Below are 14,917 nucleotides of genomic sequence, written 5' to 3' on the forward strand. Positions count from 1 at the left end.
AGGCTTGCGCTTGCCTGAGTTATAGAAAAACAAAAACCGCTATTAATAGCGGTTTTTGTTTTTCTATAGTGCTGTGATGCTTTACAACAATGCGTTATTCCTTTGCCAAAGGCGGGGCGATATCACTGCCACCAAGGGCTTGATAAAGCGTCGCTTGGGCGGTGAGTTGGTTGTAACGATTCTCGAGCAAAGCCGCCTCGGCGCTGCGACGATTCTCTTGGGCATCAATCCAATTCTGAATACCGATAGCGCCATTGCGGTACTGACTCTCATAAATGGCTTCAACGGCTGCCGCGGCGCTAAATTGTTGCGCCAACTTATCCCCTTGATAGCGATATTGCTGCTTAGCCGAAATCGCGTTATCGACATCTTCAAAGGCGGAATAGAGCGTCTTGCGATAATTCACCACAGCGGTTTGATAATCAATATCGGCAATGTCGTTATTGATTTGCATTTGATTCCACTGCAAAAAGGGCAAGACAAGCCCTGCGCCTAAACTGCCAACAGGATTGCGTAACAGCTCTTTTAACTCTGAGGTCGACTCTCCAATACCACCCGTTAAACTCAGGCTTGGGAAATAACTCGCATAGGTAGCGTCTTTACTCGCCAAGGCGGAGCGCAGTTGATACAAGGAAGCCTTCACATCTGGGCGTCTGACTAACAAATCTGCTGGTACACCCACGCTAACGTCCGGCACTGCCACGTCAGGGAGTTGCTTAATCTCAACCCAAGTCTCCCCTGAGGCTAAACTCTGCGCTGGATCAGCAGCTGGTGCCTGATTGAGTAATATCGCGAGGGCATTTTTAGCCACAGTTAATTGCTGGATAAGCTGACTATGGGCCGCCTCTTGTCCAGCCATGCTGCGCTGCGCTTCGAGCACATTCACTTGCGTCACGGCGCCAGAATCATACTGCCTTTGGGTTAAAGCCAGCGTTTGCTTGCTGTACGCTATGCTCTTTTGGCTCAAATCAACCCGTTGATTTAAATAACCTATCTGCCAATACAAGGATGCAGTGGTCGCCACTAGGCTTTGGGTGGTGCTTTCCCTATCTTCGGCGCTCGCCAGCGCCGCCCATTGGGCTTGGTCGATATTGGCCGACACTTTGCCCCACAAATCCACCTCATAACTGACAGACAAGTTAGCTTGGTAACTCTTAGTCGCGTCACCACCATCAAGTGGCTGATTACGGGAAGCGCCAAGATTGGCCGATAGTTGCGGGTACAGATCGTCCCGCGTTAGCCCTGCCTGCAAGCGCGCTTTACGCAGGGTTAAGGTCGCCAGCGTTAAGTCATTGTTGGTACTCAATACTTGGCTAACCAGCTTATCGAGCTCGGGCTGATGAAACTGCTGCCACCAAGGATCGACCTTTACTTGCTCGTTCACTGTGGTGTTTTGCCACTGTTCAGGAATCGCCAATGCGGGCGGTTCAAAGTCTGAACGCATCAAACTGCCACAGCCACTCAGCAAGGCGATTCCTAAAGCCATGCCCACAGCAATCGCGCAGCTACGAGGCGAAAAGGGTCGATGAAATATTTTTGTATTCATGGTGTTATTACTCTCTGGCTAATGCGTCAACGGGATCTAACTGCGCCGCATTGCGGGCGGGTAAGAAACCAAATAGCACACCAATTAAGGTCGAACAGGCAAAGGCGGCAACGATGGAGGTGGTGGAGTAAATCATTTGGAAACTGCCTCCCGTTTGCGCAAACACCACGCCAATTAAGTAGGACAAAGCAATGCCTAAGGTTCCGCCACACAAACACACTAAGATGGCTTCGATAAGGAACTGGCGCAAAATATCACTCTGACGCGCGCCCACTGCCATACGTACCCCGATTTCACGGGTCCGTTCAGTCACAGACACTAACATAATGTTCATCACCCCAATTCCGCCAACGACAAGGGAAATTACCGCGATCGCCGAGATCAGTAAGGTCATGGTTGCTGTGGTTTTTTCGATGTTCTGCCTAATGGTATCGGTATTGATGGTAAAGAAATCTTGAGTGCCGTGGCGCATTTTAAGCAGCGCGATAATGCCCTGCTCCGCCGCATTACTCGGCACAGTTTCATCGAGTCGCACTGTGATGCCATCCAAATAGTTTTTACCTATCATACGGCCAGAAACTGTGGTGTAAGGCACCCACACATTGAGCGCATCGCTGTTACCAAAGGCGCTTTCTTTTGGCTGCGTCACACCTATGATGCGCACGGGTAAATCCCCGAGGAAAATCACTTGGCCGATGGCCGAGTTATTATCGCCAGTACTGCTAGGAAAGAGCTCCTTACGGGTGTTGTCATCAATCACCGCATCTTGGGCGAGTGTTGCAACGCTGGCATCATCCCAAAATTGCCCCTGCGCTAACTCGTAACCTCTCACGCGAAAGAACTCAGGCCCCACCCCATTCACCGAGGCCGATACCGCTTTATTGCCAAAACGCACCGTCGCGCTAGAGCCAATACTAGGGGTCACGCTATCGACATAGGGCAGATTTTTAAGGGCATTGGCATCGGTCGCCGTTAAAGTACGCACCCGCGCCGAGCGTCGATCGCCAAAACCTGAACCTGGGCGAATATCAATTGTATTGGTTCCCATCGAACTGATACTTTTGAGAATGGCCTGCTGTGAGCCTTCACCTAAGGCCACCACAGAAACCACAGAGGCGATACCGATAATAATCCCGAGCATAGTCAAGAAAGTACGTAACCTGTGGGTCGACATCGCCACCAGCGCCATTTTAAGCGCCTCGACATATCTGTCCCACGAAGCCACCCGCGCACGCGAGCTGTCTTTTGCTGCCACTGTTTTGGCGACCACAGTGCCGTTAGGCTTTTGTGACGCCGTATTTTGTGAGGTCGTGTTTTGTGATGTCGAGCTTTGCGGCTTAGCCGTCTGTTTATCCTGACTGCGCTCATCGCTGATGATCACGCCGTCTTTGATTTCGATAATGCGGTCGGCATATTGGGCCACGTGCATATCGTGGGTCACGATAATGATGGTGTGACCGTCACTGTGCAGCTCCTGCAACAGCTGCATCATTTCTTCACCACTGTGACTATCCAGCGCACCAGTCGGCTCATCGGCAAGGATCACATCGCCGCCATTCATCAAGGCGCGCGCCACACTGACCCGCTGCTGTTGACCACCACTGAGCTGATTGGGTTTATGGTCAAGCCTGTCGCCAAGGCCTAAACGCGTCAACAAATGCTCGGCTCTGTCTTTACGCACCGTGCGTTCTTTACCCGCATACACAGCAGGCACCTCGACGTTACCTATGGCGGTTAAATCGCCCAGCAAATGATAACGCTGAAAGATAAAACCAAAGTGCTCGCGGCGCAGCTGCGCTAGCTCATCCACGTCCATCGTTGAGGTATCTAGGCCATTGATAAAATACGCGCCCTTTGACGGCTTATCTAAACAACCAAGAATGTTCATTAGGGTCGATTTACCCGAGCCAGAGGCGCCCACTATCGCCACCATCTCGCCACGGCCAATCGACAGGTTCACATCTTTTAGCACAGTAAGTTGTTGCTCACCCGCCTGAAAAGTGCGATAACAACCTGAAATTTCAAGTAATGCCGTTGTCACTGTTAAAACCTCACGCTAGGTTGACGACGGAATTTGCTGCTGCCATCATCGGCGGACGGCATGCCAAGCACAACCTGATCGCCCTCCTTCAAACCCGCGATGATTTCGGCATTGATTTTGTTGTTGATACCAACCGTGACATCCACATATTGCACTTGGTTATCGACTAATACAGGCACTTGATATTGTGGGCCACTGCGGACTTTACGCTCGCCAGACTTAGCCTCTGGCGCCGCTGATTTCTCCCTCGGCTTTATACGTAATATCTGCGCAGGCACTAATAGCGCATCATCGGCCTTAGCTAACACTATGGACACCTGCGCCGTCATCCCGATACGCAAGGTGCGGTCTGGGTTTTCAACATCGAATAACCCATGGTAATAAATGGCGTCTGAGTCGCTAGAGCTCATATTGCTATCGTCGCCATCCATCGAAATCGGCCCCGGTTCAATCGCCCTCAAGATGCCACGGTAGGGATGATTCGGTTTGCCAAGAACCGTGAAATATACGGCTTGACCCGGATGGACATTGACGACATCGGCTTCGGAAATCTGTGCTTTAACTGTCATGGTATCCAGCTGCGCCATTTCCACGATTGTCGGCGTCGTTTGATTGGCGTTAACGGTTTGCCCCACTTCCACCGCCGAATACACCACAGTGCCATCCATAGGCGCGGTGATTTTGGTATAACCTAAATCGATTCGGGCACTGTCGACGTTAATCTCAGCCTGTTGTTTTTGCGCTTCTAATTGCTCAAGCTCGGCTTGATAAACCGTTAGATTAGCATCGGCCAATTCATAATCGGCGCGGGAACTGGCCTTGTCGGCAAGCATTTGCTGCTGGCGGCTAAACTCCAACTTGGCTTGGCGGATCTGCGCCTGTTTGGCGCGGAACTGGGCATTGATACTCTTGAGTGATGCGAGGGCATCCTTCAAATTATTCTGTTGCGCTAGGCTGTCAATTTGAGCAATCAAATCGCCTTTCTTTACTTCATCCCCCAGTGCCAGCGGCAAACTTAAGATTTGCCCCGATACCTGCGCACCCACACTCACCAGTTTAGAGGCCTGCAACATGCCATTGGCCAGCACTGAGTTTTCGATATCGCCACGGCGCACCACTTCTGTCACATAGGCAGGTGCCGTTTCAGGCTTATGCCACATAAAATAAGCACCGCCACCCAGGAGGATTAAGCCGCTTAACGCGAGCAGCAATTTACGCTTTGAGGATTTTTTCATCGGTATTGTCGTGTCCATCAATGCTAAAGACAGCAAGCATTCATCTTGCTAAGGAACTGAAATTGTTCCAACAGTATATAGAGTTAGCCAAAGACAGTAGACGAAGGAAGTGTCGTTAACAGGTAAAGATTTGCAAATATCTGTGTAGAAATTTACATGCCAAGTACGGCTGAGTGGGGCTTAGGCTGCAATGCCGATTTAGTGCGATACCAAATCGTTAGGTGGTCAATTGTCGGGGTCTATATTTTACAGTCGTATAATTTAAGCAATACTCGTTATTCTTCGCTTAATTATTTTTCAATAAAAATCAACGTCGTGTTTGCAAACGAAAGAAACCATTAGATTCCCCACCAACCCATTGCGAAAACAATAACACCAAGTCACAGGCCATCCCCAGTGAATGACCAATGATTAACCGAATGAATCACTCCATTCGGCTAATTCATGCTGGCGAGGATAACCTGCGTGGCATCAAAACAGGCGAAACATGGTTCGCCGACAGCCAACGCCTGCATTTGGGTGAGTGGCATCACTGAATAGATGATGTCTTTACCATCAATATCTATGGCTAATTCGGCCTTGTCGCCAAGTTCAGTCACGCTCAGCAAACGGCCGCTGAGGCAATTTTGCCCATCCACTTCGCAGGCATGAGTCGTCGCCAGTACCGCGGGGGCTTTAAACAGTAACAATACGGATTTATCTAAGGCTAACTGTAAGCGCTCGCGGCTCGAATGGGTCACTGAAATCTGAATCTGTTGTCCGCCCGCTAAGGTCACGCTGATGTTGTCATTTAATCCATATGAATCAATGCCATTGATACGACCCGTTAACTGATTGCGGGCACTAGTATTGAGGGAGAAATGCGCCATCACATCTAATAAACTGTGCATGTCGACGGACTCATCGAGCAAGGCGGCCAAGGCCATTTCTTGTACTTGGGAGGTGATGGAATACACCTTGAGCAACCGCTCGCCAAATTCGGTGAGTTTAGCGCCACCACCGCCTTTGCCGCCCTTTTCGCTACACACTACGGGTTCGGGCATGGCGGTGTTCATCTCATTGATCGCGTCCCACGCCGCTTTATAACTGATCCCCGCAAGCTTGGCGCCTTGGCTTATCGAGCCTGTGCTGGCGACCTGCTCGAGCAGGCTTATCCGCCTAGGATTAGCGAAGGGCTTATCCCCAAGGGAAAGCGTAAGTAATGCATGTAAATCCATCGTTTATCCCGCACCCAAGTCTGACTTGAGCCCTATTGTCCTTCATCACCTTGAGGATACCAATAAGATTGCCGAGATATTTCAGCGGATCAATACCAATCACATTAAATATCTAATCAGTTCAGAGCCTCACAGGTATTTCAATCCGAGGCGCATTGACGCAGAAATGGTTATTCCCTTTTAAGTCAATGCAACACGGGAGTGGGATGCCTGTGAGGCTCCCGAAGGGCGGCTGATGTTAACGACATGGCAACGCGCTTTATACTGCGTTCAAGGCTTTCGACAGAGCACCACTATGCTTTCAAGCCTTCGCCTTGCCTAAAGCGCGTTGAATTCCCGCTGAATGAACAGATATTTAATACGATTGGTATAATGCCATTAATCCGCAAGAAACCGCACACAGATCACTAATTGATTGCTTAGGGCTTGAATAATCGATATATAGATTGGTATATAACGATCACTTTTTATCACGGAGGAACAGAATGAAATTCATTCACCTTAAGCAATTACTGCGTTTTACCACGGCTGCATTATTTACAATGGCACTGACATCTAGCCCAAGTTTTGCGGCAGACAATGAGCAAGTGACTGTTTTTGCTGCGGCATCACTCACCAATGCACTTAACGAAATCGGCCAGCAATATGAAAAGGAACACAATACTAAGGTGGTTTTCTCCTTCGCCTCTTCTTCAACACTGGCAAAACAAGTGGCCAATGGTGCGCCCGCCGATCTGTTTGTCTCGGCCAATCAAAAGTGGATGGATTATCTGGTCGATGCCAAAGCGGTCGATGTTAACAGCCGTAAAACCTTGCTAAAAAACACCTTAGTCTTGATTGCCGAAAAAAATAGCCCCATCACAGAGGTGGTGCTCAATGGCGATTGGGATATCAAAACCGCATTAAAAGGCAGCCGTATGGCAGTTGGCGATCCTGATCATGTGCCCGCAGGACAATATGCCAAGCAAGCCCTAGAAAATCTCAAGCTGTGGCAAGCTGCTGAGCCATTACTCGCCCGCGCTAACAATGTCCGCGCCGCACTCGCCTTAGTTGAACAAGGTGAAGCGCCGCTAGGCATAGTGTATTCAACCGATGCGAAAGTCGCCCAGAAGATCAAAATCGTGGCCACCTTCCCAGAGACGAGCTACAGCCCAATTGAATACCCTATCGCCTTAGTCAAACAAGAATCGACGGCAAGCGCCAAAGCGTTCAATGAGTATCTGCAAGGTCCAAGCGCAAAAAATGTGTTTGAAAAATATGGCTTTGGAGTGAATTAGGGTGCTGAGTGGTTCTCTACTAAGCGGCTCTCTTTTAAGCGACTATGAAATTGCCGCACTGCTGCTCAGCTTAAAGGTGTCATCCGTTGCCGTTATCGCCAGTTTACCCTTGGGCATTTTATGCGCTTGGGTGCTGGCCAGAGTCGAGTTTCCTGGCAAGGCTATATTCGACAGTGTGCTCCATCTACCACTGGTGTTACCGCCCGTGGTAGTGGGTTACCTCCTGCTGATCAGCATGGGCCGCCAAGGCTTTATCGGCCAGTGGTTATATAATTGGTTTGGCATCAGTTTTAGCTTTAGTTGGCGCGGTGCGGCCCTCGCGGCGGCGATAGTGTCATTCCCTTTGATGGTCAGAGCCATACGCCAATCCTTTGAAACTGTAGATATTCGACTCGAGCAGGCCGCACGCACGTTAGGTAGCAGTCGATGGCGGGTATTTCTCACCATCACACTGCCGCTCACCTCTCCAGGGATAGTGTCGGGCATGATTATCGCCTTTGCCCGCAGCCTAGGGGAATTTGGTTCGACCATTACCTTCGTCTCCAATATCCCCGGTGAAACCCGTACGATTCCGCTCGCCATGTACTCTTTTATTGAAACCCCAGGGGCCGAATATCAGGCGATGCGTTTGTGCATTATCTCGATAGTGATCGCACTAGCATCTTTACTTGCCTCCCAATGGCTGAGTAAAAAAGCCCTGCAGAGGACAGCAAGCGTATGCTAAGGATTAATATTGAGAAACGGCTCGGACAACTGCAACTAAAAGTCGACACCCAATTGCCATTGCAAGGCGTGACAGCCGTTTTTGGCCGCTCGGGTGCGGGTAAAACCTCGCTCGTGAACCTGCTCGGCGGGCTTTCGACCCCAGATAGCGGTGAAATCCGCCTCGGTGACAAACTGCTTTATCAGCAAGGCAAAGTGAACCTTCCCCCAGAAAAGCGCCATATTGGCTATGTATTTCAAGAGGCACGGCTGTTTCCACACTATAGCGTAAAGGGCAATCTCAACTACGGTGTGCGTAAAGCCAACCCAGTGTTATTCAACAAAATTGTGCAGTTACTGGGAATTGAAAAACTGCTCATTCGCTATCCCAGCACGCTATCGGGCGGTGAAAAACAACGGGTTGCCATTGGCCGTGCCCTGCTAACATCGCCCGACATGCTGTTGATGGATGAGCCGCTGGCGTCACTCGATTTACCCCGTAAACGCGAGTTACTGCCCTACCTGCAAACCTTATCGCAGGAACTAAAACTGCCGATTGTGTATGTGAGCCACAGCTTAGATGAGATCTTACAACTGGCGGATTATATGCTAGTGCTGCATCAGGGGAAATTGATCGCCCAAGGCGCCTTAAGTGAAGTGTGGAATAGCGAGCAAATGCGCCCTTGGGTGCCATTGCAGGAACTCAGCTCACTCCTCAGTGCTAAGGTTGCCGACAGACATCTCGACTACCCCATGACGCGACTCGTGATGGATGATGGTAATTATCTATGGGTAAGTGGCTATTTGGCTGAAACGACAAAGAAACTCAAAGTGCGTATTCAGGCAAACCATGTCTCGGTTTGCACTGAGATCCCCAAAGGATCGAGTATCCGTAACCTATTGAAGGGAGAAATTAAAGAGTTATACCCCAGTGATAATGGCGAGCAAATCCAATTAAAAATCGCCCTAGGCCGCGATGAACTTTGGGCCAACATCACCCCTTGGGCCTGCGATGAACTGCAACTCACCCATGGCAAAGCGATTTATGCACAAATCAAAGGTGTGACTATGACGCAAATGGATATCGCCGAATCCCACTAAATCGACCTAGAGCCAAATTTCAGGTACAAAAAAACCGACGCTAGGTCGGTTTTCTTTCCTTATAAATCAGGTTTTAAAGTTAGAAATGAAAAACTCCGTTCCTAGCTGATACAAAGAAATTTTTAAAAAAAGATCATATAAATCAGTACAACTAACATGGCAAGTAATACCATTTTCACATGTTCACGCTTTAGACTCTCCTGTTTCTCACAAATCGCGTCAGTTGCTTTATTCAATAAAGCATCAACAAGAGGATAAATCACTTTATAAACATACTTAATAAAACCAATCACTGTAACAGTAATTAATAACAAGATATTTTTTAACTTACTCAAAGCATTATTCACATGAATCTGAGACTCTTCAGCATTGAAGCTTGGCTTTACTTTACCAATTGACTTATCTGTAACGTTTATCGACTGAATTTCTTTATAGCGTGGTGAAAAAATACAGCAAAAAATACCAAAAAAAGATGTAACCAATAGAATACTCGCAACAGAAACAAGATCTCTACCTCTAACAGGTATCATTCTAGTAATATCTTCAAATGAAATAGACAAATTATTTAGATCAAAATTACGACCAGTGAACGCAGCTGTTTTCTTAGCCACGTCATAGATATCATACAGCTGCGCAAAACACCAACCGGCAACAATCACAATAAAGGATAAAGAAACAAGCCTAGCTGCAGTACGATTTATGCCCGTAATATTAACAATACAACCTATAACGGCTAAAAAAATGAGAAGTTTTGGGTTAGCAAGTGAGTATAAACTTATCGTTTTATTTGACCATCCAGCTAAATCTGTCAAGGGCAAAAAGGTACCAATAAGAAACATCAAAAAAAATGTGGCACCTAATTTATTCATTACCCTAGAATTACCAAAAGCGCTGGCACCAGAGCGACCAGCAAGACTTTGATTTTCCATTTAATATACCTGTTTATGATTTATGATTTTGATAAGGTAATAAGCAAGCCAGATTAACAGCTTGGCGCTGAAATTAACAATTTCGGTTTAATCATATCTGGGGTTGCTTTGGATGAAATGCTAATAATATTGACCGACACTGAGCGTCCACATAAGGTTTCAAGTGCTAAGCTTTGCGTAGATCCATCAGGCAAATTATTTTTAATCGCAACCGTCTTCCCTGATGATTTTATAAATACTTCAAAATAATTTGTGTTAATCGTATAGCTTACAAACCTATCTTGCCCAATTAGATCAATTACAGCAACACCATCATCTGGCAAATACATATTGACCACACTCTCTTGTACCTGCTCAATAGTCGCATTATAAGGGCCTTGAAGCTGAACTACATCAGAGACTGTTGCAGGGCTTTGAGCTATAGCAATGCTTGAAACAAGCAATAATGATAATGGTACTAAAAACTTAAACATATTCTCTCCATTGATAAGTTAACGTCCTTGGTATAGTGAACAGCATACTGCCGCTTGGGCACCATTAGTGTTGACACTTCAATACTATTTTTTAAGTATTATAGATTGAGCCAATCTGGAATGAATTTAGCTTAACGAGATAAATAACTTAAGGAAGATACGTAATTCAATCAAAAGGGCGTAACGAATAGTAAAAAATAAATTAATCAAATGATTTTTCAACTGAAGCAGTTAACAATCTTAAGCAAAATAGACTACCCAAGCGTATTAATAAGTAAGGACATCTGAAGTGAATCGCAATGTTTATGAACGCTTTACCGACACGAGATCTGAAAAACAATCTCTACATTTAATTTTTCTAATTAAAGCTGTAAACCCTTAAGAATTGACTAAACTTGTCGAGTACAGTCTCAACCTACAGCACTGCAATCGCAGTGAGTGCTAATGGCAAATAAATATTTATCAATAGCTTAATACAAGCTAATTTATCACTACACGATGTGGATTTAGTTGTCATTTGCTAAGGTCTGACTTATGCCTAAAGCTCCACTTCAAACACAGCCAAATTTCAGGTACAAAAAAACCGACGCTAGGTCGGTTTAGTTCCTTCATCAGAAGGATTTGGTACCAGTGGCCAGACTCGAACTGGCACGCTTTGTCCATCATTAACATCTTGTATCTAATGAGATTATAGGCCAGCAGCACGCCCCACAGCTCTTGAGTCACCAGCTCCGGTAGTTGACTGCGTAGCGTAAAACGACTCTCCAACAGATGTTGTTTCATCTCTCTGTAGCCCAGTTCGATTTCCCATCGATGGGCATATAAGTCGACGATGTCTTCGCTGGGGTAACGCATCGGGTCAGTCAACGAGGTCAAAATGGCGACTGACTTACCTTTCACTGTCTTAGTGAGTAAACGCGCTTCAAGGGTATCAGGGAGCTGCGGCCATTTCTTTCTGGCTTGAGGCGTGGTGGTGAGTTTCACCCACTGGTCATGTTTCCCCAGCGTTCGCACTACCTCATATTGAGTGCCTTTCTTCAATGGCAACAGCCAGTGGCTGTCAGGTTGCGCTTGCTGCCAAGCGTGCAGAAGGCCGAGCGAGTAAAATCCTCGGTCAAATAGGGTTAGGCTGTGATTGGGAATGCTAGGAATGAGCTGAGATGCTAAGTTCATTTCATTTTCGGCAACCGAATCAAAGGCGCTGTTGACCAACAAATGGCTGCTTAACTCCATCAAGCAAACCATGCGAATTTGCGGATAAGCCGCTTCGCCTGAAGCGTTTGCGGTACGCGCAAAGGCGGCTTGATTTTGGACACTATCGGGTGTCCGCCACACTACACCGTCAACACCATACAAGTTAAGACCGCACCAATGAGGGTGTTCAGCTCTCGCGTGCCAGGTATTAGCGCTGCGACTAAACACTTCTCGAATAACCTCGCTGCCCAATCGTTTTCGAGCCTGAGTCACGGCGCTGCGTGCAACATAATCAATCTCTTGCGGCAAAACAATGTCGAGTTTGTTGATGAGTGACCGAATAGACTCCCCTCGGAACAAAGCCATTCCGATAACGGCCCAAATCATCGCATCCATCGGCAATTTACGCCGTCTTAATGTCGCAACGCCCTGAGAGTCCAAACAAGATTGAATTTACTCAGGTTCTAACACATCAGCTAAGCAGGTGAATTCGGTTAGGCGGGTAATATGAGTGCGGGCGAGTGCTTCTGAGAGTTGCATAAAAAAATCCGATGACAAGAGGTCATCGGATTTTGATCTTTTCAGCGAGATCGTCAAGCGATCTGTCTTAACTGATCGGCATTAGCGATGCTGGTTTTTCTATTCTATCGATATAACATTAGGGCTAAGTAATAGTTGGTATTTGAGCTCTAGTCAGGGATAACGTCTATTTCTTTTTATTATCACCATCACTATCTGATTGATTTGTATTGGTAATTACTTCATTATCAAGCGAGCCATCCCCTCCTGACTTAGCGCTTTTTTCATTTCCACTCTCAGAGTTCTTTGTCTGCACATTCTTATCGAAAGCAGCACTAACTCCTGAACTCTTCGTTAGCACGTCAAGATATTCGAGATTATTACCACATATTTCAATCAAAGCGGCAAGTTCAGATAGCTCTTGACCCTTTATAAAAAAGCATCTTTTAGAAAGCTCTTCTATTGCAGTCTCCATCGTTTTTTTGCCTTCAGCTGAATAAATTTTTTCAACTTTCTTTAATTTACCGTCGAGATAGCGCTTGATGGAATCTTCCGTCGGCAACGTCCCCAGTAAAAGTGCAATCATAATAAATCCGTCGTTCCGGCTTGCGTCAGAATCCTTCTTCGCCCTTGACAGCAACAACCCCATAAATAACCACGCCACATCGGAAATTTCAAAATTTTCCTTTTGCTGTTCCTTTTGCTGCTGATATTTAGTGAGCCGCCAAAGATCTTCGCGAAAGTGGGTCATTAAACGCATCGCTCCAAGTTCGACCAACCCAATCCCAAAATTTCTAGCACCACGATTAAAGCCTTTTTCAAGGGTTCTGGTATTTATAAACCTATTATCTTGAGCCACAATCTCTTTCACCGCATTTCTAGCGGCTGCTTCTTTAAAAAAGGCTTCGACAAAGTTACATTCCTCCGAAAGCTTTGAAGCTGAGTCACAGTCTTCAGATTCCATCATCCAAGACTCAAACAATAAGTAATCATTTTCAGATTCCGCCGAAACCGTTAAAACTGAACGAAATACTGAGTCTTGAAGGACTTCTTCGATAGTTTCAACAAGCTGTTCTAATTTTTTTTTCAGATTTTCCTGCAATGTTTTTTCCGGATCATCAGCTTCAATGGCCTTGGTTGCCGCCACTGATTTATTCGGCATTGGATTAAACATATGCGGACGGGATTGTGCACCAACAGAGCTTTCTTTGGCATGAAGTAAAACAGCAGCACAAGCACGCTTACAATCAAAAATTGAGCGCGTGAGTCTCGAGTTCAAGTCTGAAATACGCTCTACGTGCACTTCCCATAATTTCATTTCCTCCCTGATTGAATCATTTAACTGGATGTTTTTGGCAATCCCCGCTATACGAATTGCAACAATTGCACCAGCAAAACCAATCGCCCATCCGCCAAGCGCACTAAAAAGTCCGGTATCTTCCTGGGACAAATCTGGCTTCATCAGCTCGATAGGCAGCAAATGAAACTTGATAGTTAACCAGAAAAGGCCAAATGTAAGCATGCCAAATACTAACGTCATGTAAATCAGCTGAAAAACTGGATTAGAAAGCCAATCTCTAAGCCTGATCATAAATTCAGTTTTTTCAGGTTTTAATGTCGAGTTCGCCATTAAATTCCACCTTGCTCGTTGGTCGATTTGCCTTGAGATAGAATTTTTTGTATTGCCGCTTTTTGTTCATCAGTCGATTGTGTCAACTGCTTTTGGATCGATTGGAGCCAACTGCGGCTGCGTCGATTCGCTTTATGTTCATCGATCTTCTCATTCAGTATTTTCTTCGCTGAATCGCTATCGGTGAGCAACAGTGAAAACAACTCACTATAAGTCTCTTCAGAAAACTGCTGAATAAACGATACGATACGGTCAATTTGACTGTGATGAAGGGTGCCTTGTCCCAAAGGTAAGTCAATCGAGATTTTTAGCTCACCATCTTCAGGATCCAGCGACATAGATAAAAATTTATACTCAAACTGATACCAAGCAATCACCATTGCGATCAGGCTATAATCAGTTTTATTCAGATCGAAAATGTACATCAAAGGGGTTTGAATGCATAATCGCTCTTTATCCGCATAGCTAATAGCCACTAGAAGACTTTTGTCCCCCTCTTTGTTGATATAGCTATCAGTGGCAAAACCTAGAATGAAACGTTTACCATCTTCATCATGCTGAAATTTATATTTTTTTTCCAGATATTGCTCTACTACTTGTTCTATAGGTCGATTGCTCTCGTTAGATGCACTCTTTAGGTCTTCTAATGCATAGGATATTGATTTTGATAACAATTCTTCAGCATTATCAATAATATTATCAAATTGGGCGCTGAACTCTTCGGTGCTGACATCTGTTACGTCATAAACAACGGCGAACCCTTCTTCATCGATATAAATAACTAGACCGGAATCATCCTTATGTTGAATTAGTTTTTCACGTTTAATACGCAGGAATTTTTGCGCTACATCAGCGAGCTCAGAGTCATCATAGAGATTGATAAACAGATGAGCCTTGCTTTCATTACTATGCACACTAATGGCTAACGGTAACGCGTTGTCTTGATGCTGACGAGATATTGTAAAGGGTTTATCTGCAGTGACTGACCACTCTTCACGCTGTTGTGCAACTTTGGTTAGAAGGTAGGTATATTCTTGGATTGAGCTCATTAAC

At 46.1% G+C, this 14,917-nt stretch carries 11 protein-coding genes and 1 pseudogene; 3 read left to right on the forward strand and 9 right to left on the reverse strand.

Features of this window, described 5'->3' with window-relative positions:
* Positions 1-94: 94 nt before the first annotated feature.
* The 4 genes from KV201_RS09320 to KV201_RS09335 form a co-directional block, all read right to left on the reverse strand.
* Positions 95-1,546, reverse strand: coding sequence for an efflux transporter outer membrane subunit (locus tag KV201_RS09320; RefSeq protein WP_226059148.1), 1,452 nt, complete (start codon positions 1,544-1,546; stop codon positions 95-97).
* A 7-nt stretch (positions 1,547-1,553) separates the two neighbouring features.
* Complete coding sequence (locus tag KV201_RS09325) at positions 1,554-3,587, reverse strand: MacB family efflux pump subunit (protein WP_226059149.1); 2,034 nt, start codon at positions 3,585-3,587, stop codon at positions 1,554-1,556.
* A gap of 2 nt (positions 3,588-3,589) precedes the next feature.
* On the reverse strand, positions 3,590-4,822 hold the full coding sequence (locus KV201_RS09330; protein ID WP_126491190.1) for an efflux RND transporter periplasmic adaptor subunit: 1,233 nt from the start codon (positions 4,820-4,822) through the stop codon (positions 3,590-3,592).
* Positions 4,823-5,259: 437 nt separating this feature from the next.
* Positions 5,260-6,039, reverse strand: coding sequence for a TOBE domain-containing protein (locus KV201_RS09335; RefSeq protein WP_226059150.1), 780 nt, complete (start codon positions 6,037-6,039; stop codon positions 5,260-5,262).
* A 485-nt stretch (positions 6,040-6,524) separates the two neighbouring features.
* Here KV201_RS09335 and modA point away from each other — a divergent pair, with 485 nt between their 5' ends.
* The 3 genes from modA to modC are packed head-to-tail and all read left to right on the forward strand — an operon-like array spanning position 6,525 to position 9,119.
* Entirely contained in the window at positions 6,525-7,316 is a 792-nt protein-coding gene (gene modA / locus KV201_RS09340) for a molybdate ABC transporter substrate-binding protein (protein WP_226059151.1), read from the forward strand.
* Position 7,317: 1 nt separating this feature from the next.
* A complete protein-coding gene (modB, locus tag KV201_RS09345) occupies positions 7,318-8,040 on the forward strand; it encodes a molybdate ABC transporter permease subunit (RefSeq protein WP_126491185.1) in 723 nt (240 codons plus the stop codon).
* The gene (gene modC, locus KV201_RS09350; RefSeq protein WP_226059152.1) at positions 8,034-9,119 is read left to right on the forward strand and encodes a molybdenum ABC transporter ATP-binding protein ModC; all 1,086 of its coding nucleotides are present in this window, start codon (positions 8,034-8,036) and stop codon (positions 9,117-9,119) included. The genes modB and modC overlap by 7 nt, the downstream gene beginning before the upstream one ends.
* A 122-nt stretch (positions 9,120-9,241) precedes the next feature.
* Here the strand turns inward: modC and KV201_RS09355 are convergent, their stop codons facing one another.
* From KV201_RS09355 to KV201_RS09375, 5 genes and pseudogenes are all read right to left on the reverse strand, one after another.
* Complete coding sequence (locus KV201_RS09355) at positions 9,242-10,048, reverse strand: hypothetical protein (RefSeq protein WP_226059153.1); 807 nt, start codon at positions 10,046-10,048, stop codon at positions 9,242-9,244.
* A gap of 53 nt (positions 10,049-10,101) precedes the next feature.
* On the reverse strand, positions 10,102-10,521 hold the full coding sequence (locus KV201_RS09360; RefSeq protein ID WP_226059154.1) for a hypothetical protein: 420 nt from the start codon (positions 10,519-10,521) through the stop codon (positions 10,102-10,104).
* A 651-nt stretch (positions 10,522-11,172) separates the two neighbouring features.
* Positions 11,173-12,255, reverse strand: a pseudogene (locus KV201_RS09365) (IS4-like element ISSba6 family transposase); the annotation flags it as partial.
* A gap of 166 nt (positions 12,256-12,421) precedes the next feature.
* Entirely contained in the window at positions 12,422-13,864 is a 1,443-nt protein-coding gene (locus tag KV201_RS09370; protein WP_226059155.1) for a hypothetical protein, read from the reverse strand.
* Positions 13,864-14,913 carry a hypothetical protein gene (locus tag KV201_RS09375; protein ID WP_226059156.1) on the reverse strand — a complete coding sequence of 350 codons (1,050 nt, stop codon included), beginning with the start codon at positions 14,911-14,913 and terminating at the stop codon, positions 13,864-13,866. The genes KV201_RS09370 and KV201_RS09375 overlap by 1 nt, the downstream gene beginning before the upstream one ends.
* Positions 14,914-14,917: the final 4 nt, after the last annotated feature.

The sequence above is a fragment of the Shewanella sp. SR1 genome, assembly GCF_020447145.1.
Classification (GTDB): Bacteria; Pseudomonadota; Gammaproteobacteria; order Enterobacterales; family Shewanellaceae; genus Shewanella; species Shewanella baltica.